This window comes from Streptomyces sp. NPDC041940 (assembly GCF_055589465.1).
In genome coordinates this window covers 1-24,614 of sequence record NZ_JBVJBP010000040.1, presented here as the reverse complement: position 1 = coordinate 24,614, position 24,614 = coordinate 1, and the positions used below count along the sequence as shown (strand labels likewise).

General features: G+C 70.0%; 16 protein-coding genes and 1 pseudogene. 7 read left to right on the top strand and 10 right to left on the bottom strand.

All coding sequences use genetic code 11. From position 1 onward, the window contains the following. Nucleotides 1-168: 168 nt before the first annotated feature. From ACZ6I3_RS39025 to ACZ6I3_RS39010, 4 genes are all read left to right on the top strand, one after another. Nucleotides 169-1,374, top strand: coding sequence for an aldehyde dehydrogenase (locus ACZ6I3_RS39025; RefSeq protein ID WP_469421078.1), 1,206 nt, complete (start codon nt 169-171; stop codon nt 1,372-1,374). Further along, nucleotides 1,371-2,444: a Zn-dependent alcohol dehydrogenase gene (locus ACZ6I3_RS39020; RefSeq protein ID WP_469421077.1), complete on the top strand. Its 1,074-nt coding sequence runs from the start codon at nt 1,371-1,373 to the stop codon at nt 2,442-2,444. Before ACZ6I3_RS39025 ends, ACZ6I3_RS39020 begins: the two co-directional genes overlap by 4 nt. Nucleotides 2,445-2,511: 67 nt before the next feature. Continuing rightward, nucleotides 2,512-3,984, top strand: coding sequence for an MFS transporter (locus ACZ6I3_RS39015; RefSeq protein WP_469421076.1), 1,473 nt, complete (start codon nt 2,512-2,514; stop codon nt 3,982-3,984). A 198-nt stretch (nt 3,985-4,182) separates the two neighbouring features. After that, on the top strand, nt 4,183-6,036 hold the full coding sequence (locus ACZ6I3_RS39010) for an RICIN domain-containing protein (protein WP_469421075.1): 1,854 nt from the start codon (nt 4,183-4,185) through the stop codon (nt 6,034-6,036). A 632-nt stretch (nt 6,037-6,668) separates the two neighbouring features. Here ACZ6I3_RS39010 and ACZ6I3_RS39005 read toward each other — a convergent pair. From ACZ6I3_RS39005 to ACZ6I3_RS38985, 5 genes are all read right to left on the bottom strand, one after another. After that, nucleotides 6,669-7,625, bottom strand: a complete 957-nt coding sequence (locus ACZ6I3_RS39005) for an alpha/beta hydrolase fold domain-containing protein (RefSeq protein WP_469421074.1) — start codon at nt 7,623-7,625, stop codon at nt 6,669-6,671. Nucleotides 7,626-7,717: 92 nt separating this feature from the next. Next, nucleotides 7,718-9,361 (bottom strand): CocE/NonD family hydrolase, encoded by a 1,644-nt coding sequence (locus ACZ6I3_RS39000; RefSeq protein WP_469421073.1) that lies wholly within the window; start codon nt 9,359-9,361, stop codon nt 7,718-7,720. Further along, nucleotides 9,361-9,960, bottom strand: a complete 600-nt coding sequence (locus ACZ6I3_RS38995; RefSeq protein ID WP_469421072.1) for a TetR/AcrR family transcriptional regulator — start codon at nt 9,958-9,960, stop codon at nt 9,361-9,363. Before ACZ6I3_RS38995 ends, ACZ6I3_RS39000 begins: the two co-directional genes overlap by 1 nt. Nucleotides 9,961-10,020: 60 nt before the next feature. Continuing rightward, on the bottom strand, nt 10,021-11,274 hold the full coding sequence (locus ACZ6I3_RS38990) for an SLC13 family permease (protein ID WP_469421071.1): 1,254 nt from the start codon (nt 11,272-11,274) through the stop codon (nt 10,021-10,023). Nucleotides 11,275-11,376: 102 nt separating this feature from the next. Beyond that, entirely contained in the window at nt 11,377-12,522 is a 1,146-nt protein-coding gene (locus ACZ6I3_RS38985; RefSeq protein WP_469421070.1) for a PrpF domain-containing protein, read from the bottom strand. A gap of 171 nt (nt 12,523-12,693) precedes the next feature. Here ACZ6I3_RS38985 and ACZ6I3_RS38980 point away from each other — a divergent pair, with 171 nt between their 5' ends. Both ACZ6I3_RS38980 and ACZ6I3_RS38975 read left to right on the top strand, forming a co-directional pair. Next, nucleotides 12,694-13,647, top strand: coding sequence for a LysR family transcriptional regulator (locus ACZ6I3_RS38980; protein WP_469421069.1), 954 nt, complete (start codon nt 12,694-12,696; stop codon nt 13,645-13,647). Between the two features lie 110 nt (nt 13,648-13,757). Beyond that, nucleotides 13,758-13,987 (top strand): annotated as a pseudogene (locus ACZ6I3_RS38975) (helix-turn-helix domain-containing protein); the annotation flags it as partial. A 243-nt stretch (nt 13,988-14,230) separates the two neighbouring features. Here ACZ6I3_RS38975 and ACZ6I3_RS38970 read toward each other — a convergent pair. From ACZ6I3_RS38970 to ACZ6I3_RS38950, 5 genes are all read right to left on the bottom strand, one after another. Next, entirely contained in the window at nt 14,231-15,964 is a 1,734-nt protein-coding gene (locus tag ACZ6I3_RS38970; RefSeq protein ID WP_469421068.1) for an amylo-alpha-1,6-glucosidase, read from the bottom strand. Nucleotides 15,965-16,057: 93 nt separating this feature from the next. Then, the gene (locus ACZ6I3_RS38965; protein WP_469421067.1) at nt 16,058-16,882 is read right to left on the bottom strand and encodes a carbohydrate ABC transporter permease; all 825 of its coding nucleotides are present in this window, start codon (nt 16,880-16,882) and stop codon (nt 16,058-16,060) included. Then, nucleotides 16,879-17,862, bottom strand: coding sequence for a carbohydrate ABC transporter permease (locus tag ACZ6I3_RS38960; RefSeq protein WP_469421066.1), 984 nt, complete (start codon nt 17,860-17,862; stop codon nt 16,879-16,881). The genes ACZ6I3_RS38965 and ACZ6I3_RS38960 overlap by 4 nt, the downstream gene beginning before the upstream one ends. A 10-nt stretch (nt 17,863-17,872) precedes the next feature. Next, nucleotides 17,873-19,114, bottom strand: coding sequence for a sugar ABC transporter substrate-binding protein (locus tag ACZ6I3_RS38955; RefSeq protein ID WP_469421065.1), 1,242 nt, complete (start codon nt 19,112-19,114; stop codon nt 17,873-17,875). Nucleotides 19,115-19,250: 136 nt separating this feature from the next. Continuing rightward, entirely contained in the window at nt 19,251-20,279 is a 1,029-nt protein-coding gene (locus tag ACZ6I3_RS38950) for a LacI family DNA-binding transcriptional regulator (RefSeq protein WP_469421064.1), read from the bottom strand. A 501-nt stretch (nt 20,280-20,780) separates the two neighbouring features. Between ACZ6I3_RS38950 and ACZ6I3_RS38945 the strand changes: the two genes are divergently transcribed. Then, nucleotides 20,781-24,425, top strand: coding sequence for a LamG-like jellyroll fold domain-containing protein (locus ACZ6I3_RS38945; protein WP_469421063.1), 3,645 nt, complete (start codon nt 20,781-20,783; stop codon nt 24,423-24,425). The last annotated feature ends 189 nt before the right edge of the window (nt 24,426-24,614 follow it).

Sequence of the window (24,614 nt, the reverse complement as noted above, 5' to 3'; positions counted from 1 at the left end):
CGGAGGGGGAGACCCCCCCCCCCCCCCCCCCCCCCCCCCCCCCTCCCCCTCCCCCACCCCCCCCCCCCCCCCCCCCCCACCCCACCCCCCCCACCCCCCCCCCCCCCCCCCCCCCCCCCCCCCCCCCCCCCCCTCTTCCCCCCCCCCCCCGGCGCCGAGATCGCCGAGGTGCTCGTCGACGAGATGGGCGTCGCTTGCGGTCAGGCACCGCTTCAGACCGGCACGGTCGCCGCGGTCTTCGACTACTACGCCGAGCTGATCCGCACTTTCGAGTTCGACCGGGTGGTGCGCTCCGGAGACCGCACAGGCCTGGTGGTCTCGGACCCGGTCGGCGTGGTCGGGGCGATCGTGCCGTGGAACGCCCCGGTGACGCTGGCCGCGTGGAAGGTCGCTCCGGCGCTGGCGGCCGGCTGCACCGTCGTGCTCAAACCACCGCCCGAGGCGCCGCTCAGCAGCTACATCCTCGCCGAGGCGCTCCACGAGGCGGGCGTGCCGGCCGGAGTGGTCAACGTGGTGCCCGGCGACCGCGAGGTGGGAGAACACCTCGTGACCCACCCCGGTACCGACAAGATCGCCTTCACCGGCTCGACCGCCGCCGGCAAGCGGATCATGAGCCTGTGCGGCAACCAGATCAAGCGGGTCTCCCTGGAACTGGGCGGGAAGTCCGCGGCTCTCGTCCTCGACGACGCGGACCTGGAGACCGTCGTCCCCAGCCTGGTCCGTGGCAGCATGCACAACTCCGGGCAGGTGTGCGCCGCCATCACCCGGATCCTGGTGCCCAGGGCGCGGTACGCGGAGGCGCTCGACGCTGCCGCGGCCAAGGCGTCGGGCATCCCGGTCGGGGATCCGCACGACCCGTCGACCGTAGTGGGCCCGCTCGTCGCCGAGCGGCAACGGGACCGTGTCGAGCGCTACATCGGGCTGGCGGCCGAGGAGGGCTTCCGAGTCGTCACGGGCGGCGGACGCCCGAGCCATCTGCCCAAGGGGTGGTACGTCGAACCCACCGTCCTCGGCGACGTCGACAACTCCATGCGGGTGGCTCAGGAGGAAATCTTCGGGCCGGTCGTGTGCGTCATTCCGCACGACGGCGATGACGACGCGGTCCGCCTTGCCAACGAAACCCGTTACGGCCTGTCCGGCAGCGTATGGTCGGCCGACCCCGAGCGGGGCCTGGCGATCGCCCGGCGGCTCCGCACCGGCGGAACCATGGTCAACGGCGGTATCGCACCTCAGCCGTTGGTGCCCTTCGGAGGGTTCAAGGAGTCGGGCCTCGGCCGTGAACTCGGTGTCGAGGGCCTGCACCAGTACCTCGAACCCCACACCATCGGCGTGCCCGCCACGCTCGTTCCGCCATCGAAGGAGGGCCCGCGATGAAGGCCGCAGTGGCCTACGAGCCCGGCAGTCCGCTGGTACTGGAGGAGTTGCCCACCCCTGCCATCGGCCCACGGGACGTCCTCGTGCGGGTCGCGGCAAGCGGCATCTGCCACACCGACCTGACCGCCATCAACCGCGCCGAACGGGCCGACCCCCTGGTACCCGGCCATGAGGCCTGCGGCACGGTCGAGGCAGTCGGCCCCGACGTGCGCAGGGTCAGGACCGGCGACCGGGTGCTCGCGTCCGTCTCCCCAGCCTGCGGAGTGTGCTGGTGGTGCGTCAACACGATGTCCCAGCACTGTGAGCGCAAGGCGAACCGCTTCGTCCCCCGGTTCGACCTGCCCGACGGGAGGAGGGCGCCGGCCCTCTGCGGCTGCGGCTCGTTCGCCGAAGCCATGGTCGTGGACGAGGCGAGCATCGTGCCCGTACACACCGATCTGCCCGACGAACAACTCGCCCTCCTGGGCTGCGGTGTGACGACCGGCCTCGGTGCCGCGCTCAACACCGCCGCGGTCCGGGCCGGATCGAGCGTCGCCGTCATCGGCTGCGGTGGTGTGGGCCAGTCGGTCATCCAGGGCGCACGCATCGCCGGCGCGGCCACCATCGTCGCCGTCGACCTGTCACCTGGCCGCCGTGAAGCGAGCCTCAGGGTGGGCGCCACCCATGCCGTCGACCCGGCCGAGGGCGATCCGGTCGAGCAGGTCCGCGCACTCACCGACGGGCGCGGCGCCGACCACTCCTTCGAAGCCGTCGGACTGCCTCACCTCCTGGTGCAGGCCTTCGACATGGCACGGCTGGAGGGCACGGTGACCTATATCGGGATGCCTCCGGGGCCGGACGCCACCCTGACCCTTCCGGCCGCTTCGGCCATCTTCAACGGCAAGCGGATCCAGGGCTCCGTCGTGGGCGGCTCCCAGATCCTCCGGGACTTCCCCCGCTACATCCGGCTGGCCGAGACCGGCCGACTCGACCTCGGAACCATGGTCTCCCGCCGTATCCGTCTCGACGAGGTCAACACGGGAATCGACCTGCTCGAACGAGGGGAGGGCGTCCGCACAGTGATCGTGTAGGCACGGACCGCCGCCGGTCCGAAGAGTCAGCCCTTTCCCCTCTCCGACAGTCCTTGGAGCCCACGCGATGAGCACGGCCGCAGTGAACGAGTCCGCCACCGACCCCATACCGCCCAAGGTCGAACGACAGGTCCTGGTGGCCCTCAGCGGCTTGCTCATCGCGCTCTTCGTCTCGACGCTCAGCAGCACCGTGGTTTCCAGCGCACTCCCCAAGATGGTCCGTGCGCTGGACGGTTCACAGACGCAGTACACCTGGATCGTCACCGCGACCCTGCTCACCACGACCGCGACCACCCCGATCTGGGGCAAGCTGTCCGACCTGTTCAGCAAGAAGACGCTCGTACAGACCGCCGTCGTCATCTTCATCGTGGGATCGGTGGCGGCGGGGCTGAGTCAGTCCGCGGGGCAGCTCATCGCCGCTCGTGCCGTCCAGGGCATCGGCGTGGGCGGCGCGCAGTCCCTGGTCCAGATCGCCATCGCGGCGATGATCCCGCCCCGCGAACGCGGCCGGTACAGCGGCTACCTCAGCAGCGTGACCGCCCTGTCCACCATCGGCGGTCCGCTGCTCGGCGGTTTCATCGTCGACACGTCGTGGCTGGGCTGGCGGTGGTGCTTCCTCATCAGCATTCCGGTCGCCGTCGCCGCGCTGATCCTGCTCCAGAAGACGCTGCGCCTCCCGGTCGTCCGGCGCGAGAACGTCAAGATCGACTATCTCGGAGCGACTCTGATCACCTCGGGCATCAGCATCCTGCTCATCTGGATCTCGTTCGTCGACGGCTCGTTCGCCTGGGCGTCCTGGCAGACCGCGGCCATGGTCGGCGGCGCGGTGGTCCTGCTGTCCGTCGCCCTGTGGGTCGAGACACGCGCCGCCGAACCCGTCGTTCCGCTGAACATCATCAAACAGCGCACGACCGTACTGGCCATCCTCGGGAGTCTCGCTGCCGGCACGGCCATGTTCTCGGCATCGGTCTATCTCAGCCAGTACTTCCAGATCAGTCGCGGCTACACGGCCACCCAGGCGGGGATGCTGACGATCCCGATGATGGGCGGTCTGCTGGTCTCCTCCATCCTCGCGGGCCGGCTCCTCAGCAGGACGGGGAAGCTCAAGCCCTTCGTCCTCACCGGCACGGTCCTGCTCACGGCCGGGTTCGCCGGGCTCGGCACCATCGACCACAGGACCTCGCTGGTCTTCATGAGCGTCGCGATGCTCTGCATCGGCACCGGCGTCGGAATGACCCTCCAGAACTTCATCCTCGTCGTGCAGAACTCCGTCCCGCTCAAGGACATCGGCACGGCCAGCTCCACAGTCACCTTCTTCCGCTCCCTGGGCGGCACGTGCGGCGTCACCGTGCTCGGCGCCGTGCTGACCCGTCAGGTCAGCGAGCGGATGGCACAGGACCACGAGAGCGCGAGCGTCGCCTACGGCGCCGCGACCGGAAACATCTTCCTCATCGCCGCCTGTGTCGCCGCCCTCGGCATCGTCGCGGCCGTCCTGCTGAAGCCGGTCGTACTGCGTTCCAGCCTTGACGCGTCCGACTGAGACTTGCGCCCGATGCCAGGTGGTCGAACCGGTTCGCTGGAACGCGGTGTTGCCCAGGACTGCTCGCAACGACAGCTTCAGCGAGTGGAACTCAGGAAACGGCGGACCCGTGCGAGGCATTGACACTCGACCCGTCGGCTCCTAACTTCCCTTTGCGCGAACCGGTTCGACCTCCAGATCTGAACCTCGGGAGATCACATGAACTCGACCTGCATCCCCACTCCGCCCAGACGCAACGGCCGTCGCCTGCGCAGGACCACCGCGCTCGCCACCCTGTTCGCGTCGATCGCCGCCGGCGTCCTCCCCGGGACGACGGCCCAGGCCGCCGACACCACCGTCGCTGTCGACTTCGCCACCGCCGGGGGCGCCCCCGCCTACCGCGCGTCCGGCACCATCTACGGGATGACCGAGAGCGGTTCGCTGCCCCAGGACCACTTCTACAAGGACATCAAGTGGAAGTTCATGCGGGCCGGCGGCGCCCAACTGGACAGCCCGGGCGGATGGGTCGCAGGCAAATACGACCGTCGCTGGAATTCCACGCTCGCCCAGTACAGGCGCACCAAGGCGCTGGGCGGAACGTTCGTCATCCTGCCCCACGACCTGTGGGGGGCCGACGGCACGACCACGCCCACCTTCCCTGGTGACAACGGCGACTGGTCCCGATTCGACGCCTTCTACGACCGCCTCCTGTCCGACGTGAAGGCCGCGGGCATGACCGACATCCAGTGGGACATCTGGAACGAGCCCGACTGCGCCATGTTCTGGGGTTCCGGCCAGCCCCAGTACCTGGAGATGTGGAAGCGCGCCTACCAGAAGATCCGGACCGGCATCCCCGGCGCTGTCATCGTCGGCGCGAGCACCTGCGGCCGGCCCACGGCGGCCAACACCTGGTGGAACACGTACCTCGACTACGTGAAGGCCAACAACGTCCAGCCGAACGTCTACAGCTGGCACGACCTCCCCGGTGACCCGGTCGCCGACAGCAGCACCCTGAGGGCCAAGCTGTCGGCCCGCGCGATGACGACGAACCGGCCGTTCCAGGTCAACGAGTACGCGGGCACCAACGAGCAGAACCCCGGCCGGGGCGGCTGGTACATCTCACGCCTGGAGCGCGCGGGAGCGGACGGTCTGCGCGCCAACTGGGCCGGAGGCGCCAACCTGCACGACTTCCAGGCGAAGCTGCTGACCAGGACCGGCAGTCAGTACCTGCCACTGGGGGAGTGGTTCCTGTACCGCTACTACGGTTCGCAGACGGGCAACATCGTGAACTTCGCGCCCGGGACGAACACGGACGGTCTGGCGACCAAGGACAACGGCGCCCGTAACGCGAAGATCCTGCTGGGCAACAACGGCAACACCGGAAATGTCACCGTCAACCTCAACCGCCTGGACACCACCTCCGTCGTCGAGAACGGCCAGGTCCGCGCCGTCGTCCAGCGCATACCGAACAACGGTGGCGGCGCGGTGAGCGGACCCGTCACCGTCTCCGACCGGATCCTGCCGGTCAACGGCAACTCGGCCTCGGTGAGCGTGCCGTGGACGGACGCCGCCGACGGCTACACCGTCACACTGCTGCCGCCCTCCAACACCACCGACTCCACGGTGGCCGTGGCCCAGCACAGCGGTCAGTGCCTGGACGACACCAATCTCAGCACCGCCGAGGGCACGCAGTACCAGCAGTACCACTGCGAGGGCGGCTACCAGCAGATGCTCGACTTCAAGCCGGTCACCGGCCGACCGAACACCTACACCGTGGTCAACCAGCACAGCGGCAAGTGCCTCGGCGTCGCGGGCTCGGCCACCGTCGACGGTGCGGCGGTCGGCCAGTACACCTGCAACGGCGCCACCAGCCAGATGTTCACCCTCAACCCCGTCACCGCGCTGGGCAACAGTAAGGACTACCAACTGGTCGCCGTGCACAGCGGAAAGTGCGTCGACGTCAGCCAGGTCTCGACCGCGCCCGGCGCGAAGATCCACCAGTGGACCTGCGACCCGGCGAGCGCGCTGAACAACAAGAGGAACCAGATCTGGCGTCTTCAAGGCATGGGCTGACCAGCTTCCTTCCCCATGGGCACACCCGGGCTGTGATCGGGACGGGCCGGTCGTCACAGCCATGCGCAGGTCACTCAATCGATTCGCGCCGCGCCGGCCCGACTCGGTCGATCTGCCGGTGCCGGGAAGGCTCGCGTCGCTCGCGAGCGTGCGGCGCGCAGGCCACGCAGGGACAGCAGGGACTGGACAGCCAGAAGGAGGAGGGCCACGGACAGCAGTGAGTAGACGACGATGTCCGCGCCTTTGATGCGTCGCCGAGGGTGAGCGCGACGAAGCGCCGGACGCGGTCACCGCCAACGCGACGGGGCTCAGGACGGCGCACTCGGCCGCGAACGCGGCCGCGTTGTCGAGATGGAAGTACTTGAGTACGGCGAGGTAGGCGGCGTAGGCGATCCAGATGGTGAGGGTGACCCAGCTGACGGCTTGGGTTGCTGCGACCTTCAGGACGACGGCCGTGGTGGCGATGCCGACGGCGATCCACTGCATCCGGGTGACGGTGTCGCAGAAGACGAAGCGGCCGGTGAGGACGAGCGCGATGGGCAGCAGCAGATGGCCGAGCGAGAATCAGGCGGGCTGCCCGCACCGGCGTACCGGATCGTCCCTACTCCGCTCCATGCCGATGGCTCCACGGCTCAGTGCGGCAACTGGGCCAGGATCCCCGGATCGTCGGCCAGTCCGGGCCCGTTGACCACGCGCCCGGCCGCGACGCGCTCCACGAAGGCGGCGACCCGGTCGAAGGCCTCCAGGGCCTCGGGGAGGATGACCCCGCAGACGGGCCAGGCGTGATGCATCGCCGGCCAGATCTCCAGGACCGTCTCCACTCCGCAACCGCCCGCGCGCCGGGCCAGGTTGAACGAGTCGTCCCGCAGCAGCTCCGAACCGGAGACGAGGACGAAGAGCGGAGGCAGGCCGGTGAGATCGGCGAGGGCTGGGGACGCCTGAGCGTCCTGCGGGCTGTGTCCTGCCAGGTACTCCCGGGCCATCTCCGGCCCGCGCTCCCTCCGCAGGATCGCGTCGGTGCCACCGCATTCGGCCCAGCTGCCCGAGAGGTAGTTCTCCGGCCGTAGGTCGAAAACTCCGGAGTACAGCACCCCGGCGACAGGTGACGTGTCGCCCGCGTCCCGCAGGCGAAGCAGGAGCGCGGCAGCCAGGCCGGCTCCCGCGGAGTCGCCGGCCACGACGACCCGGGCGTCGGGATACGCGGCACGCACGGCCGCGTAGGCCTCGGCGCAGTCGTCGAGGCCGGCGGGGAAGGGGTGCTCCGGCGCGAGCCGGTACTCGGGGGCCACCGCCCGTGCGCGCGTGCGCAGGGCCGGCAGCCCCGCGACGGACCGGGCCCCTGCCGCACAACCGCTGCGGAACCCGCCGCCGTGGATGTGGAACAGGACCACGTCCTCACGAGGCTCCGCCGGTTCGAAGAGGAGTGCTCCCTCGTGGCCGGCGAACGCCGATTCGGTGATGCCCTCCGGTACTGGCGTGTGGGCCGCGTTGGCCACCGCGGCCGCGCGCTCCTCGGCGAGCGTCAGGGGAGGTCGGCCACGCCCGGCCTGTACCCGGTCGGTCAGCCATTGGTGCGCCTTGCTGGGCATCGGGTCTCCCTGTCGTGGTGGCGAGGACCGGCTCGGTGACGTCCCCGAGCGTGACGTCACTGTACCGGCTAAGTTTTTGTAGTCATAGATTTCTACTGGGAGGAGTCCTGCGGTCCCTGCCACATCGGCAGGACGATGGCGGAGGGGTGCGCGGCGTCGTGGAGGACGTGCTGGTCCGCTGATCGGAGCGCGGCGGCGGTGGCCCGGGGTTCGCCGGTGCCGGGGTTGCGGTTGTAGCGGGGGAAGGCGCCGCTGGATATCTGGACGCGGATGCGGTGGCCCTGCTTGAACCGGTAGGCGGTGGGCCACAGTTGGACGGTGGCGCGGGTGGTGTGGTCGGCGTCGGTGAGGCTGGTGAGGCCGTCGCAGATGTTGGTGGAGCGGCCTGATTCGTCGACGTCGCAGAGGCGGACGAAGACGTCGGCGTGGGGGAGGCTGGAGCGGAAGTGGATCTCCGCGCTGATCTCGCCGATGACCTCGACGTCCTTGTTCAGTGCGGGAGTCGTGTAGGTCAGGACGTCGGGGCGGGCTTCGAGGGCGGTGTTGTCGACGTGGCCGGTCTTGACGCCGAAGGCCATGCGGACGCCGCCGACGGCGGGGGTTGGGTCGGCGGGGTCGTAGCGGTAGGTGTCGGGGGATGAGTCGGCGGGTGGTGTGTCGGGGGAGAGGCCGCCGTCCGGCTGGAGGTGGAGGCGCTGTGGCTCGTATCCCGGGGGCGGCCAGGAGGGGAAGTCGCGCCACTTCTCCTGGCCCATGACGTACAGGCGCACCGGCGCACGCTCCGGGGGCTGTTCCGCTCGGCACAGGGCGAGCCCGAAGTCGAGAGCCTCGTCGAAGGCCGCGGGACCCACACCCAACGAGGTGTGTCCCCACGGGCCGACGGTGAGGCGGAGGGGAGTGCGGCCGGCCTCCTGGAGTACGCGGTGGTCGCGGAGCTGGCCCGGCAGGAAGATGTCGTACCAACCGCCGACACTGCTCACGGGCACGTCGATGTCGGCGACCCGGTGGCGATGGTCGAGGCCCTTCCAGAACTGCGTGGTGTCGTCGTGCTCCAGGATGTTCTGGACGTAGTCGTAGCGGTGGCCCATGGCGGCGGTGTCGGCCTGGTTCAGGGGCAGCGTGTGCAGGGCGCGCCGGACCTTCTTCGCGCCCAGCATCGCGCGGGGCATCGCGAACTTCCTTTCCTGCCCGGCGACTTGGACGGCCCAGCCGAATGGGGTCTCCAGGGAGAAGCCGTCCGCGCGGAGGAACTCCAGGGTGAGGGCTGATTCGGAGACGACCGGGATCATGGCTTTGACCTGGGGCGGCGCGGCGTCGGCGACGGCCCATTGGACGAAGCCGAGGTAGCTGGGGCCGTAGAGGATCATCGAGTCGCCGAACCAGGGCTGTTCGATCACCCAGTCGAGGGTGTCGAGACCGTCCTCCCGCTCCCGTCGGAGCGGGTCGAAGGGGCCCTCGGAGCCGAAGGTGCCCCGGGTGCTCTGGATGAGGACCTGGAAGCCCCGCTCCGCCAACGGCCTGGCCATCTGGCCGCCGACCAGGCCGGCCCTGCCGTAGGGAATACGGACCAGGGCGGTCGGCAGGCCGTCGCCGCCGGACTTCGGAATCCAGCGGTCGGCCAGCAGGACGGCCCCGTCGCGCATCGGCACGCGCAGATCGCGCTCGATGGTCAGGTTCCTGGTGGCGGGCGGAGGGAGGCGCAGGGTGCGCTGGACGATGTGGCTGGCGAGGTTCATCAGGGGTGCCCTCCTGGTGCGGGAGCGGGCGTAGGGCGGTTGTGGGTGAGCGCCGAGGTGAGGCGCAGCAGGCGGGCCGCCAGTTCCTCGGGGACCAGGGGGTCTTCCGCCTCGATCACCCAGTCGTTGACGATCGCGCCGGTCCCGCCCGTGACCAGGGCCTTCAGATCCTCGGCCGTGGTCTCGTCGAGATCGCCGAACTGTTCCCGCAGGCCCGCCGCGGTGATCAGCGAACCGAACAGCCTGTTCAGCGCTCGGGTCATCGGGAAGGCGCAGGACCCGGTGAGCATCGCGCGGTAGAAGGGCCGGTGCCGGGCGAAGTGCCGGGTCATGGCCAGCAGGCGCTCCTGGGGCGAGGCGCTGTCGTTCCCCGCCTCGGCGGCGATGAGGTCCCGCTCGACCAGGTCGGTCGCGGCCGCCACGAGGAGCGCGTCGCGGTCCCCGAACTGGATGTACACCAGCTGCCTGCTGACGTCGGCTGCCTCGGAGAGGTCGATGACGGGGAGGGCGGTGGTGCCGCGCTCGGAGACCAGGCGGACGGCGGCTTCCATCAGGGCGGCGCGAGAGCGGAGCACGCGGCGGGCTTGTCGATCCTGCATGACTCAGAGATTAGACAGATGTCAAAAAATTGGCAACTGTTAAATCAATGGACTCATTCTCTATGACCAGGGCAGGACCAGCGCGCCCCAGGCGACGATGGGTCCGAGGGCGACGATGCCGCCGGTGTATCCGATGACCTGGCGGTAGAAGCGGCGGGGGTCCACTCCGCGCGCGTTGCTGAGGACGAGTGCGCCGTTGGTGGAGAAGGGTGAGGTGTCGACGATCGTCGTGGAGACGGCGAGTGCGGCGATCAGTCCGGCGGCGCTGAGGTGGCTGGAGAGCAGCAGCGGTACGGCGATGGGGATGATCGCGGTGAGGATCGCGGTGGAGGAAGCGAAGGCGGAGGTGATGGCCACGGTGAAGCACAGCAGCAGGGCGACGGCGATCGGGGCGCCGAGGTTCGCGGCGTGTTCGGAGATGTTCTCGATGATGCCGGCCTTCTCCAGCATGGCGATGTAGGTCATCATGCCCGCGACCAGCAGCAGGGTGGACCAGCTGACGCCGTCCACGGCCTTCTCCTGCCGTTTCATGTCCACCAGGGCGAGCAGGGCTCCGGCCGCCAGGGCCAGGAAGCCGATCTCCAGGTGGAAGCCGAGGGCGCCGATCACGAGGGCCACCAGGGAGGCGAGGGTGAGCCACTGGCGCCAGTCGGGCCTGCCGGACACGGCGAGGTCCTCGTCCTCGGCCGCCTCCTCGGATTCCTCGGCCAGCGGGGCGGGGCGCTTGGCGAGCAGTACGTAGGTGAGTGCCGAGAGCACCAGGTTGATCACGAAGCTGGCGCTGAACAGCGTCACCGCGGAGACGTGCACTTCCGTCTTGTCGACCAGGCCGAGCACCAGCGCACCGGACACGGCGAGCGGGGAGAACGCGCCCGCGTGTCCGCCGCTGATCACCATCATGCCGACGACCAGCGGGTTGAGCTTGTAGCGGTAGGCGAAGTTCATGCCGATCGGCGCCAGGATCGCGACCGCGGCGGGAGTGAAGGTGCCGAACGCCGTCAGCAGGGCGGCCACCAGGAACAGCACCCAGGGGATGAGCGCGACCTTGCCGCGCACCAGCCGTACCCCGGCCGCGACGAGCCAGTCGATGGTGCCGTTGCGGCGGGCGACGGAGAACAGGTAGGTGACCCCGACGATGGTGACGAAGAGCTTCGCCGGGAACCCCTCGAAGATCTCGTCCTCGGTGAGGCCGAGCGAGGCGGTGCCGACGGTGAAGGTGGCGACGAAGGCGAGGATGCCCAGGTTGATCGGCAGCACTGTGCCGACCACGAACATCACCAGCAGCGCGCCTATGGAGATCACTTCAGCAGACATCTTTGTCCTTGGTGCGATGGGGAGGAGCGCGCCCCGAGGGCGCGAGGGTATCCCGGTGCGGACGGCTGGGGACCGGCCGACCGAGGTGATGTTCGTCCCGGTTCAGGCGGCTTGCATGCGTCCTGATTGCGGGACGTGGACGTGTCCTGTTTCCGGGACGTAGATACGGGCGTCGGCGAGCAGCCGTGCCGCGCGTTGCACGGTGACCCGCTGCGGCAGCCCGTCCTGTACGTCGGTGCAGCGGACCGCGACGATGCCGGCGGGTGTGCCGAGTCGCAGCCATTCCTCGGTCGGGCCGCCCGCGGTCCGGTGGACCACGGAGCCCTCGACGAGCCCGGCCGCGGCGACGGCGACGGCGGAGGTCAGGCCGATCGCCGGGTGCGGGGCGTTCATGCTGAGCATCCGCACCGAGATGTCGTAGTCCTCGGCCGTGATCGGTTCACCGAGGGTGGTGGTGTACGGCACCGGCGGACCCACCAGGCCCACCTTGGGCACCGCGTCGCCCGGTTCCGCGCCCGGCTCGAGCAGCCCCATCAGTGGTGCGGCGGTATGACGTACGGAGCGCAGCCAGGGCACGTCGGTGCCGATCCGCTCCAGGGGTTCGGCGCCGGTGCGGCCTGCTTCGAGGGCGTCGACGAGGACGACGGGTGCTCCGGCGTCCACCATGCTCACCCGTACCGGCTCGGCGGCAGCGACCGGCAGGTCCTGCGCGGCCTGCCCGGTGGGGAGCAGTAAACCGGTGGTGCCGCCGGCCGGATCGCGGAAGGTGAGGCCGACTGCGACGCCGCCGGCGCGGGTGCCGGGCACGGTCTGGCGGCCGAAGTGGTGTACGACGCCACCGGTGGTGTCCACGATCCCTTCGAGGACCGCGCCGGTGTTGGTGTTGCGCATCACCACACGAGTCCGGTCACCGGTGATCGCCACCATGCCCTTTGCGACCGCGTACAGGGCGACCCCCGTGGCGCAGTTGCCGCAGTTGCTCGTCCACTCGACCGAGCCCGTGCCGATGCCCACCTGTGCGAAGAGGTAGTCCACGTCCACGCCGGGTTCGAGGGAAGCGCTGACCACCGCCGCCTTCGAGGTGGTGGGGGTCGCCCCGCCCACGCCGTCCAGTTCCCCGGGATCGGTGGCGCCGTAGGCGGCGACCAGCAGCTTCTCCAGTTCGCGGCGGTCGGCGGGGACGTCGACCTGGTTGAACAGCCAGCACTTGCTGGTGCCGCCACGCACCAGGGTCGCGGGAGTGTGCACGTCTGAGCTCTTCCTTGATCAACGAGAGGGAGGGGAAGGGCCGAGGCGGTGGTTACGGGCGCATTGCGGGCCGGTGAACCGCTCGGCGATTGCGGAGACCTTCGCAGAGGCGTGACTTCGGAACAATCGCAGTTCGCTTCACCTGGGTTTAGCTCAGCTAAAGTCACAGACATGCTGAACGTGCGCCGACTGCTGCTGCTCACCGAGGCCACCGAACGCGGTTCGCTCACCGCCGCGGCGGAGGCCCTGGGCATGACCACCTCTGCCGCCTCCCAGCAGATGTCCCTGCTGGAGCAGGAGGCCGGTCAGCCCCTGATCGAGCGGCTGCCGCGCGGGATCCGCCCCACCCCGGCGGGCGCCGCCCTGAGCGAACGAGGTCAGGTGATCCGCCGTGAACTGCGCGCCGCCCAGGCGGATTTGGATTCCTTCACCGCCCTCGACCAGGGCACTTTGCGGCTCGGGTCCTTCCCCACAGCCAGCGCCTCCCTGCTGCCGCTCGCGCTCACCCGCTTCCGCAGCCGCCACACCGGAATCCGCATCGAGGTGCGCGCCGGGGTCCTCGCGGAGCTCCGCGAGATGCTGCACACCGGGGAAGTGGAGCAGGGGCTGCTCTGGGACTACGAATGGAACCGCCTCGAAGATCCGGCGCTCACCCTCACCCACCTCCTGGACGACCCCACGGTGCTGGTCGTCCCCGCCGACTCACCCCTGCGCACCCATCCCTCCGTGCGCCTGGGCGACCTCGCCGACCAGGAGTGGATCATCCGCGCCGACAACCACCCCGTAGCCGACGTCCTGCGCCGCAGCTGCCGACAGGCGGGATTCGAGCCGCGGATCGCCTACTCCTCGCACGACTACCAGGAGGCACAGGCCATGGTCGCCGCCGGGCTCGGCATCGCCCTCGCCCCCCGCCTGGCCCTCACCAGCCGCCGCAGCGACGTACGCCTGTTGCCCTTCGCCTCCGACGTCCCGGCCCCCACCCGCCGCATCCTCCTCGCCCGCGCCACGTCACGCCCCGCCACCCCGCCCGCCCAGGCGATGGCCCGCGTCCTACGCACGGTGGCGCAGCGGTTCACCGCCCCCGGCCTCAACCGGGCCCAGCTCGGCGCGGTCCGGCGTAGTTGAAGACGCGGCCATGAGCTGACGCCCCTGCGGCAATACCGAACGCCCCGGGCCGACACCGCGGCCTGACGAGGGGTCGTCTCCAGGTCCAGGATCAAGCACCTGCACTTGTGCTGAGCAGCACCTCAACACTCCCGCAGCCCGACAAAGCCCGGCTGACCGTTCACGGCAGGCGGCTGCTGATCGAGCGTGTCCGCTCAGGCCGAGCCGTCGCTCATGTCGCCGCCGAGATGGGTATCTCGCGGGCTACGGCCCACAAGTGGCTGCGACGCCGGCGCACAGCGGGGAGGCAGGGCTGCACGACCGTTCCAGCCGGCCCCGCACAAAAGCGCAAGCTGGGCCCGGCCTCACGCCCCTTCAGGCCGCTGCAGGCTCCATCCGAGCCGGCCGGATCTCCGCATTCGAGACGCCGTCCTCGAAGAGCTCGACCGCCCGAACACGTCGCGCCTCCGCCGACTGAGGCCGCGACAAAGGAGGAAGGCAGGAGCCGGCAACCGAAGGGGAAGGTTGATAAGCCACGCCGAAAGCCTCCCACCCACACGGCCGCCACACCCACCGAACCGGGGTCGGTGCGGGAGGCGGCCGGTCAGCGGGCGTCTCGGTGTGCGTGTGCTTCGGCGAGGAGGAGGTAGCTGCTGGCGGTCCAGGTGTAGGCGCGGTCGCGCAGGCCCGTTCCGGTGAGCGCGTCGAAGTTCTCGGCGAAGCCGTGGGTTTCGCACAGGGCGCGGAAGCGGGCGCTGATGTCGTCCGCGAGGCGCTCGTGGCCGGCGCGGCGCAGGCCGTCCTCGATGAGGACGGTGGCGGGGGCCCAGATGGGGCCGCGCCAGTACCCGTCGGCGAGGTAGTGCGGTGAGGTGGGCAGTTCCGTAGCGAGACCGTACGGCGTGAGGTGGGCCTTGATGTGGTCGGCCAGCGTGCTGCTGACGTCGGCGGGCAGGTGTTCGCCGAGGACGACGGGCATCAGGTCGAGGAGGCTGGAGCTGCTCCAGGTGTCCCCGGTGTCGACCGCCCGGGTCACGAACCGGTCGGTGGCCCAGAGCCGGTCGAGCAGCGCCGCCTGCGTCTCCTCGGCCGCCTGTGTCCACCGGCGTGCCTGGTCCGGCTTGTCCAATGCGGTGGCCAGGTCGGCCAGTTCGTGCAGTTGGAGGACGAGGAAGGCGGCCAGGTCGGCGCATTCGGTGACCCGCGCGGGGTCGAAGGTGGTCGCGTTGTCCCAGCCGCTGTCGTTGCCGTGCTGGTAGTGGGGAAGGTCGGCGCCGGGGGCACGCCGGGCGGTGAGCCAGAAGCCCGTCCAGCGTTCCAGCCGACCGTAGGTCTCGGCGAGCTCGGCGGGGCTGGGAGGGGTCGGCAGGCGGCGGCGCAGCCGGCCGGAGGTCCAGCCGTGGATGGGCGGTTTGACGAAGTTGTACAGGACTTCGGAGTGGGTGACGGAGTCGGGCAGGGCGCCGCTGTCGTCCTGGTGGTCGAAGGGCAGGGCGAACTGGTCGAGGGCCAGGTCGGGGCAACCGGGTGCGAGGGCGAGGGCGTTGAAGCAGTGGTCCCAGCTCCAGACCTTGTCCATCCAGTGCTTGGACATCAGCACTGCGGGCCGGGTGACGAGCCCGGTGGGGCGTACGGTCGCCGACCAGACGACGTAGGCGGCGAGTTCTGCGGCGGAGGTGGCGGAAGAGCGCCACGGGGCCACCCGGTCGACGAACTCCGCGAACGAGCGCTGCTCGGACTCGGTGATCGCGTCGAACGCCGCCGGGGACGCGTACGGCGGGCGTGCGGTGTCGAGTTCCTCGATCGCGATCTCCCAGGGACCGTGCGCTTCCGCGGTCATGGTGAGGCCGCGGTGGCCGCCGCCCAGGCTCTGGGTGCCGGCGTCGGTGACGGTGCCGGACAGCACGGTGACGCGGTAGCGGCGTCCGGTCTCGTAGGAGGTGAACACGTACGCGTCGGCGGCCGGGTCGCGGAAGAAGTACGTTCCGCTGAACGGGGTGAGGGTCCGCGCGGCCGCGTCAACGCCGATGCCCAGGCCGCTTCCCCGCAGGCGCACGGTGTCGGGCGACTCGTAGGTGAGGTCGATGCGTCCGCCCGCGCCGGTCCAGCTGAGCAGGCCCGGTGTGGTCTCGACGCGGGCTTCGGCCCGGTCGCCCGTCGCCGGGTCGAGCGGGACGAGGGAGAGGACGGCGTGCATGCCGTTCTGGTGCGAGACGAGGTGGAGGTCTTCGGCGTAGGTCTTCTCCGCCACCACGGGTGAGATGTCGAACCAGGATCCGTGGGTGCTGAACGGGATGTCGTGGACGGAGAAGGCCGGGCCGGATCGGGCGGCGGTCATGACGCTGACTCGTTTCTCGAGCAGGGTCACCGGCCGGCTGACGCGCAGGCGGCTCGGTGTGACGGGGAGAGGGGGAGGGAGTCGGCCCCCGGGTCAGTCCTTGACGGCCCCGGCGGTCACTCCGGCGGCGACGTAGCGCTGGGCGAGGACGAGGATTACCGCGGCGGGCAGCGAGGCCACGACGGCGGTCGCCATGATGGCGTTCCACTCCTGGTTGTTGTTGCCGATGTAGTGGTAGATGCCGAGGGTGATCGGCTCGTGGGCGCCGCCGTTGACGAGGGTCCCGGCGAAGACGAAGTCGGACCAGGACCACAGGAACGCGAACAGGGACACCGTGACGACGGCGTTGCGGCTCATCGGCAGGACGACGGACCAGAAGGTCCGCAGGGCTCCCGCCCCGTCGGTCTTCGCGGCCTGGAGCAGTTCGCCGGGGACGCCGGACATGAACGCGGTGAAGATGAGGACGCCGAAGGGGACGGCCAGCGTGGAGTCGGCGACGATCAGGCCGGGGACGGACTGGAGCAGGCCGAGGCTGAGGTAGATGGCGTAGAAGCCCATCGCCATGATGATGCCGGGGATCATCTGGGCGGCCAGCAGGACGAAGTTCAGGATGGCGCCGCCGCGTGGGCGCAGTTTGGCCAGGGCGTAGCCGGCGGGGGCGGACAGGGCGACGGTCAGGACGACGGTGCCCAGACCGATGACGAGGCTGGTGCCGAGATAGGGCAGCTGCTCGTGGAGGACCGTGCGGTAGCCGTCCAGTGTGCCGTGGCCGGGGAAGAGGTCGGGTGGGCTCTTGCGCATGTCCCGGTCGGGAGTGAGGGACACATTGAGCATCCAGTAGACCGGGAAGAGCATGACTGCGGTCAGGAGCAGTCCGAGAGCGGTCTTCCACCATGTGCGACCGGTGCGTCGGGTCATGACAGCGCCTGCCTTCGCTGGACCTTGAGGTAGATCAGGCCGAACACCAGGGCGGCGACGACCAGCAGGTTGCCGACGGCCGCGCCGGGTCCGAAGGCGGGCAGGAGATTGCCGAAGCCGAGCTGGTAGGACCAGGTGGCGAAGGTGGTCGACGAGTCCGCCGGGCCTCCCTTGGTCATGATCCAGATGATGTCGAAGACCTTGAGCGTGTAGATCAGGCCGAGGAGGAGGGTGATCGCGGACACCGGGCGCAGCAGCGGGAAGGTGATGCGCCAGAAGCGCTGCCAGGCGCCTGCGCCGTCGAGGGCGGCGGCCTCGTACAGGCTCGCAGGGATGGACTGCAGGCCGCTGTGGAGCACGACCAGGTTGAAGGGGACACCGATCCATATGTTCGCGATGATCACCGAGGTCAGCGACCAGGACGGTGAGGTCAGCCAGTTCACCGGGGCGATACCGAGGGCGTGCAGGGCGGCGTTGACGACGCCCGATTCGCTGTTGAGCATCCACGACCAGGTGGACGCCGACACGATCAGCGGCAGCAACCACGGCACCAGGAACAGCGCGCGCAGGGTCGCCGACAGCCGGAAGTGCTGGGTGAAGAAGACCGCGAGGGCGAGGCCGATGACGTACTGGAAGACCAGGCAGACGGCGGTGAAGAGCGTGGTGTGCAGCAGGGCGGGGGCGAAGGTCGGGTCGTCGAAGACGGTCCGGTAGTTCTCGATGCCGGTGAAGGGAGCGTTGCCCTGGACGAAGGAGCGGACGGAGTAGTCGCGCAGGCTGAGGTCGAGGTTGCGGTAGAGCGGATAGGCGTAGAAGAGGGCCAGGTAGAGGGTCACCGGGGCGAGGAACCCCCAGGCTGCCCACTGCGGGGAGGTCGGACGGCGCCGGGCGCGCGCGGGGGTCGGGGGCGGGGCGGCGGTGGCCGCCCCGTTCCGGACGTGCGCGGACAGGTGGTCCGGCGGGTGGGTCGTCTGCTTCATCGGGCCCTCGTCACTTCACCGCGGCCTGCGCCGAAGTGAGTGCGTCCTTGGGCGACTTGGCGCCGCTGAGGGTGGACTGGACGGCCTTCCACAGCTGCTCGGAGATCTTCGGGTACTTGGTGCCCAGGTCGTCGCTGGTGCGTCCCTTGGCCGCCTTGACCGCCGCGACCCACTGCTTCAGCTCGGCGTTCGCCGCGACCTGCTTGGCCTGGACCTCGCTGGTGGGGGCCACGTAGGACAGGGTGGTGTCGGTGTCGTACAGGTTCTGGCTGCTGGTCAGACAGGTCGCCAGCTTCTTGGAGGTGGCGTAGCGGCCGGTGTCGCCCTGGGTGGGGATGGTGACGAACTCGCCACCGGTGGGGGCTGCGGCGCTGCCTCCGTCGGCGCCCGGTACCGGCAGGACGCCGTACTCGAAGCCGGCCTTCTTCGCGTTGGCGAGCTGCCATGTGCCGTTCTCGGCGAAGGCGTACTCGCCGCCGGCGAACTCCTGCCAGCTGGTGGTCTGCGTGTTGTTGATGACGGAGTTGGGGGCGTAGCCCTCCTTCAGCCAGTCCTTCCACAGCGACAGGGCGGATGCGGCCCGCGCGGAGTCCAGTTCGGTCAGCTCGGCTCCCGCGCCCCAGAACCACGGCAGGAACTGGAAGCTGCCCTCCTCCGTGCCGATCGCGGAGAAGGTGATGCCCTTCTTGCCCGCCTCCTTGACCTTTGCCAGCGCCGCCGTGAGCGACTTCCAGTCCTTGACCGAGGCGATGTCCACTCCGGCCTCCTTCAGGACCTTCTTGTTGTAGTAGAGGGCGAGGGTGTTGGCGCCGATCGGGGTTCCGTAGGTCTTGCCGCCTGACTGGCCCGCGGCGAGCAGGTTGGGGTCGACCTTCGAGGTGTCGAGCTTGTTGTCCTCGGTGCTGGTGAGGACGCCCGCCTCGGCCAGGGTCGACACCACGGGGTTGTCGACGATGAGGACGTCCGCGGAGTTGTCCTGCTGGGCGGCCAGCAGTGCCTTGTTCGCCAGGTCGCTGGTGTCGAAGCCGGTCCTCTTGATCTTCACCCCAGCCTCGGCACCGCACGCGTCCAGCAGCTTCACCCAGGCTGAGCCCTTGGCGAACTGCGGGTACGGGTCCCAGACGGTGTACGTGCCGCTGTCCGAGCCCTTCGCGTCGGCGCTGCCCGACCCGGAGGAGCAGGCGGCACCGGTGACGGCGACGACGGCCGACAGGGCCACCGCGGTGAGCCGGCGCCTTGAGGAGCTGTGCATGGCGGGTCCTTTCGTTCTGGGCACACGGGTGCCGTGGGAGTGGTGGCTGAGGGGAAGCGGGCACTCCGGACCGGCGAGGGTGAGGGGGTCGGGTGCTCGTGAGGAGGGAGAGAAGTGAGGGGGCTGCGCCGTGCGGTCAGGCTTCGGGGAAGGAGGTGCCGGTCGCTGGCCCGGTGCTGGCCCGCAGCGAGATCGGCGGTGCGAGCAGGTGGTGGCGGCCCGGCCCGGCGGGGTGCTCGATCCGCTCGACGAGCAGGTCGACCGCGCGCCGGCCCATCTCCTCGGCCGGCACGTCCGCCGCGGTGAGCTGCGGGGTGACCGTCTCGGCCCACCGGCTCGCGACGACTCCGGTGACGGAGAAGTCACGCGGTACGTGGCGGCCCGCCTTCGCGAGCCCCCGGTACAGGCCACCCAGAGCGGCCTCGTTCAGTGTGACCAGGGCGGTGGTGGCCGGGTCGTCGTGCAGGATCCGCTCGAGGCACGCCTGGCCGGACGCCGCGTCGTCCCCGCAGCAGTACGTCCGTACCGTGAGCCCGCGCTCGGCCGCGGCTTTGGTGAAGCCGTCCAGGCCGCGGTGGGCGGACTCGTACCCGGCGCGCAGCAGTTGCTCGGGCCGGTTGACGAAGGCGACCCGGCGGTGGCCGAGGTCGGCGAGATGGTGGACACAGGCCGCGGCGAGCGCGGTGTGGTCCAGGCTCACCCACCAGCCGTTCTCCGGGTGGGCGGTGCGGCCGATAGCGACGGCGGGGAAGTCCAGTTTGGCCAGGTGGTCGACCCGGTCGTCCTCCAGCCTGATCTCCATCAGGATCGCCCCGTCGACCCTCCGCTCCCCCAGCAGCCGCTGGAACGAACGGTCGCTGTCGACACCGCTGGGCGACAGCAGTACGTCGTAGTCGTGCACCGCCGCGGCCTCCACCACGCTGCCGATGAAGTCCAGCTGCATCCCGGTGTAGTGGTTGCCCGCGGGCGGGAAGACGAGGCCGATGGTGCTGGTGCGGCCGTTGGCCAGGGCTCGCGCGCTGGCGTTGGGCCGGTATCCCAACTCGTCGATGACCTGCTGGATCTTGCGACGGGTCTCCTCCGACACCGAGCGCTTGCCGCTCAGCGCGTAGGACACGGTGCTCCGCGAGACACCGGCCCGCTTGGCGATCTCACCGATGTTCACGGCGGCTCCTTGGCTCGAACCGGTTCGACACCTCGTAAGAGAGAGCGCTCGCCGGTCGTGAGGGTGAGGGGTGGGACAGGGCGCGACGGCCGGTTGCCGAACCGGTTCGCGTGAAGCGAAGGTAGAAACTGCCCGAATGCCTGTCAACACTCTGGACCACACTCTCTCGATCCGTCCGAAGACCGGGGACATCCTTCTGCCGGAGGGATTGCTGGGCGGGTTTCCCGGTGCTAGCTTCGCGAACCGGTTCGACAAAGTGATCCCTTCCGGCGAACCCGGGCTACTCCCGTACCCCCGAGCAGGCGAGCGGCCGCCTCCACCGTCCGGAGACATGCCTGCGGCCTGGCAAATCGAACCGATTCGACCGCCATCGTCATGCCTACGCACTCTCCTCGCCGGGCCACCCCGTGCACGAGCGGCCGGCCGACTCCGGCCGGAACCTCCTCCTCCCGGAACCCTCTCCTCGCGGAACCTCCTACTCAGAGATCGAGGACGTCATCCATGCCATCCGCTGACAGATCCGCCCGGCGACGGGCACCCGCCGCCGTGACGCTCGCGCTCGGCGCGGGCCTGCTGGCCGCCCCCGCGCAGGCGACGGAGGCGCCCCAGCCCGCCGCCCACTACACCTTCGACCAGGACGACATGGCCTCCGGGAAGATCGCGGACAGTTCCGGCAACGGTCTGACGGCCGACCTGGTCAACGGCTCGACCGCCCGGTCCGTCGAGGGCACGGCCGGGGGCAAGGCCCTCGCCCTGCCCGGCGGCGCGGCCGACTCCAGTGGCGCGTACGTCCGTCTGCCCCGCGCGGTGGTCGGTGACGCGGCCGACCTGACGGTCTCCGCACGCGTGAAGTGGAGCGGCGACAAGTCGCCCTGGCAGCGGATCTTCGACCTGGGCACGAACACCACGAAGTACCTCTTCAGCACGCCCTACAACGGTGGTGGGCTGTTCCAGAGCTCCGTGACCACCGGCGGTGGGGGCGCCGAGGCCCAGGTGCGCGGCTACGCGCCGCTCCCCGCGGGCGGGTGGCGGACCGTCACTGTCACCCTCGACACCTCCGCCGGCCGGCTCACCACGTACCTCGACGGCGTGGCGGTCTCCTCCGCCGAGACCGGCGTCAAGGCCAAGGACCTGCTGGACGCCTCGGCCACCGCCGCCGGGTACATCGGCAAGTCCTTCTACCCGGACCCCCTCCTCAAGGGCGCGATCGACGACTTCACCGTGTGGCACACGGCGCTGAGCGCCGAGCAGGTGGCCGGTACGGTCGGTGCCGTGCCGACCGTCCAGGAGCTCTCGAAGACGTCCTTCGAGGTCCGTACCACCACCGGGACCGCCCCCTCCCTCCCGGCGGCCGCCCGCGCCTCCTTCTCCGACGGCTACGACCGGGACGTACCGGTCACCTGGGACGCCGTACCGTCCGAGAAGTACGCGAGGCCCGGGACGTTCACCGTCGCCGGGACGGCGGCCGGACGGGCGGTGAGGGCCACCGTCACCGTGGTCCGCGAGGGGCAGCTCACCGTCGACCTCGGCTCGGACACCGGCGCGTTCCACGGCGGCGCCTCCGGCACCCTCTACGGTGTGTACGGGCCGGACGTCCCCACCAACAACCTCATGGAGGGCATGGGCCTGCGCACCGTCTCCACCAAGGCGCAGGACGGTCCGCAGCACCCCGGTGCCGACGCCTTGGAGGTGGTCAAGCCGCTGGCCGACTCCACCGACGGTGACGTGTACATCTACATGACCGATATCTACCGCGGGTTCCCCTACCAGTGGCCGGGCGACACCCCCGCGGAGAAGCTCAAGGGCTACGAGGAGAAGATCGCCAAGCAGGTCGACCAGGTCCTGGAGATGCCCAGGCAATACCAGGACAACATCGTCTTCGTGCCCTTCAACGAGCCCGAGGGCAACATGTTCGGCACCGGCGAGTGGAGCTACGACAAGGTCAGCTGGCTCAACGACCCGGACGACTACTTCGCTGCCTGGGACCGGGTCCACGAGCTCATCAAGGGCAAGATGCCGAACGCTCGCATCGCCGGTCCCAACACCAGCGTCCTGTACGACCAGGTGAAGGGCTTCCTCACCCACGCCCAAGCCGCCGGCACCCTCCCGGAGGTCATCACCTGGCACGAACTGAGCCACCCGGAGGCGGTGCGCCAGAGCGTCGCCAAGTACCGGGCGTGGGAGAAGGACCTGTTCAAGGGCACCGACAGGGAAGGCACCCAACTCCCCGTCAACATCAACGAGTACGCGTTCAACTACCACACCTCAGTGCCCGGCCAGATGATCCAGTGGGTGTCCGCGATCGAGGAGTCCAAGGTCGACGCCGACATCGCGTACTGGAACATCGACGGCAACCTCTCCGACTCCGCCGTGCAGTCCAACCGCGGCAACGGCCAGTGGTGGCTGCTGAACTCGTACGCCTCGATGAGCGGGCACACGGTGAAGGTGACCCCGCCGTTCCCCGGCGAGAACTACACGATGCAGGGCGTCGCCACGCTCGACGAGAAGAAGAAGCAGTCTCGGCTGGTCTTCGGCGGCTCCACCGGCAAGGGTCACATCACCTTCGCCGGCGTCCCGAAGAAGGTCTTCGGCAAGCGCGTGCACGCCTGGGTGCGGGAGATCGAGTGGAGTGGGCAGGTGGGTGACTCGTCCGGCCCGAAGCTGCTCGCCGAGTCAAACCTGAAGGTCGGTGAGGACGGGACGGTCGCGCTCGACTTCGGCGACGGGGCACTGCCGAAGCTGAAGGAGTCCTCGGCCTACGAGATCGTCCTCAGCCCGGCCGGGAAGGCGAAGGGCACCCAGTCCCCGCCCGTGCGCTGGCAGGGTTCGTACGAGGCGGAGGACGCCGCCCACACCGGGTCCGGCTGGTCGAGGAACGGCCCGGAGGGCTCGCCCAAGGACGTCTCGAAGTTCTACACCTCCGGCGGCTACGACGTCGGCGGTCTGCGCACCGGCTCGGACGTCACGCTGGACTTCACCGTGGACGTGCCCGAGGACGGCGTCTACGACCTGAGCGTCTTCGCCAACTCCCTCAACACCTTCGACAAGGTGAAGGAGCAGGGCCCGACCAACGTCTTCCTGCGCGTGGACGGCAAGGCGGACAGCGAGCAGCAACTGCACCTGCCGCTCGGCTACAAGTGGGTGGTCTGGGACCACACCGGCACCGAGGTGAAGCTCACCAAGGGCAAGCACACCCTGACACTCGCCGCGAAGAGCCTCGACGGCAAGCGCGCCACCCAGGGCGACGCCATCGTCGACCGCCTCACGCTCTCCCTCCCCGGGGCTTCGGCGGGCACGCGGGTGTACGAGGGCGAGCTGGCGTGGCTGGCCGGCGGGGCGCGGCCCGTCTACGACCTGCCCGAGAAGGCGGCCACCGGCTCGGGCGCGGTCCGCCTCGCCAAGGGCCAGACCGCCACGTTCTGGGTCTACTCACCGGCCGACCGCGAGGCCACGCTCAAGGTCGACACCCTCGGCGGAACCGGCGCTCGGCTCTCCGTCAACGGCCACGCCGTCCTGCGTCTGGCCAAGGGCAGTACCCGTGCGGCGGTCTCCCTCTCCGGCGGCGTCAACAAGGTGACCGTGACCGGGGGTTCGGTCACGACCCTCGTCGACCGCCTCACGGTCACCCCGACGGAGAGCAGGCTGCCGACGCACACGTACGAGGCCGGGGACGCGCGGCTGGCGGGCTCGGCCACGCTCACCCAGCTCTCCCTCGCCACCGCCGGCACGGCGATCACGGGCATTGGCGGCGCCCCCGGCAACGGCAACACCGCGACGTTCACCGTCACGGCCGACCAGGCCGGCCTGTACGCGCTGCGCATCCGCTACTCCAACCCCGAGCAGTCCGAGGCCACCCACTACAATCCCGACCCGCTCGCCCGGCACGCCGACGTCAGCGTCAACGGTGGCAACGCGCGGCGCGTCGGCTTCCCACACAGCTTCCACCAGAACAACTTCTGGGAGCTGACCGTCCCGGTGCAGCTGAAGAAGGGGACCAACACGATCGGCTTCCGCTCCGAGGAACTACCCAACTTCGACGGCACCACCTACGCCTCGGACACGTTCCCGGGCGTACTGCTCCGCTCCCGCTACGCGCCGCTGATCGACCGGATCACCGTCACGCCGTACGCGCGGGAGGTGCGCTGAGAACAATCCTCCGTTAGGAGCCGTCCTCCGCTGAGGCGTCTCCGCCGGTAGCGCCGTGAGGCGCATGGATTCCGTGTGGCGGGGGGGGGGGGGGGGGGGGGGGGGGGGGGGGGGGGGGGGGGGGGGGGGGGGGGGGGGGGGGGGGGGGGGGGGGGAGGGGGAGAGGGGGGGGGGGGGGGGGGGGGGGGT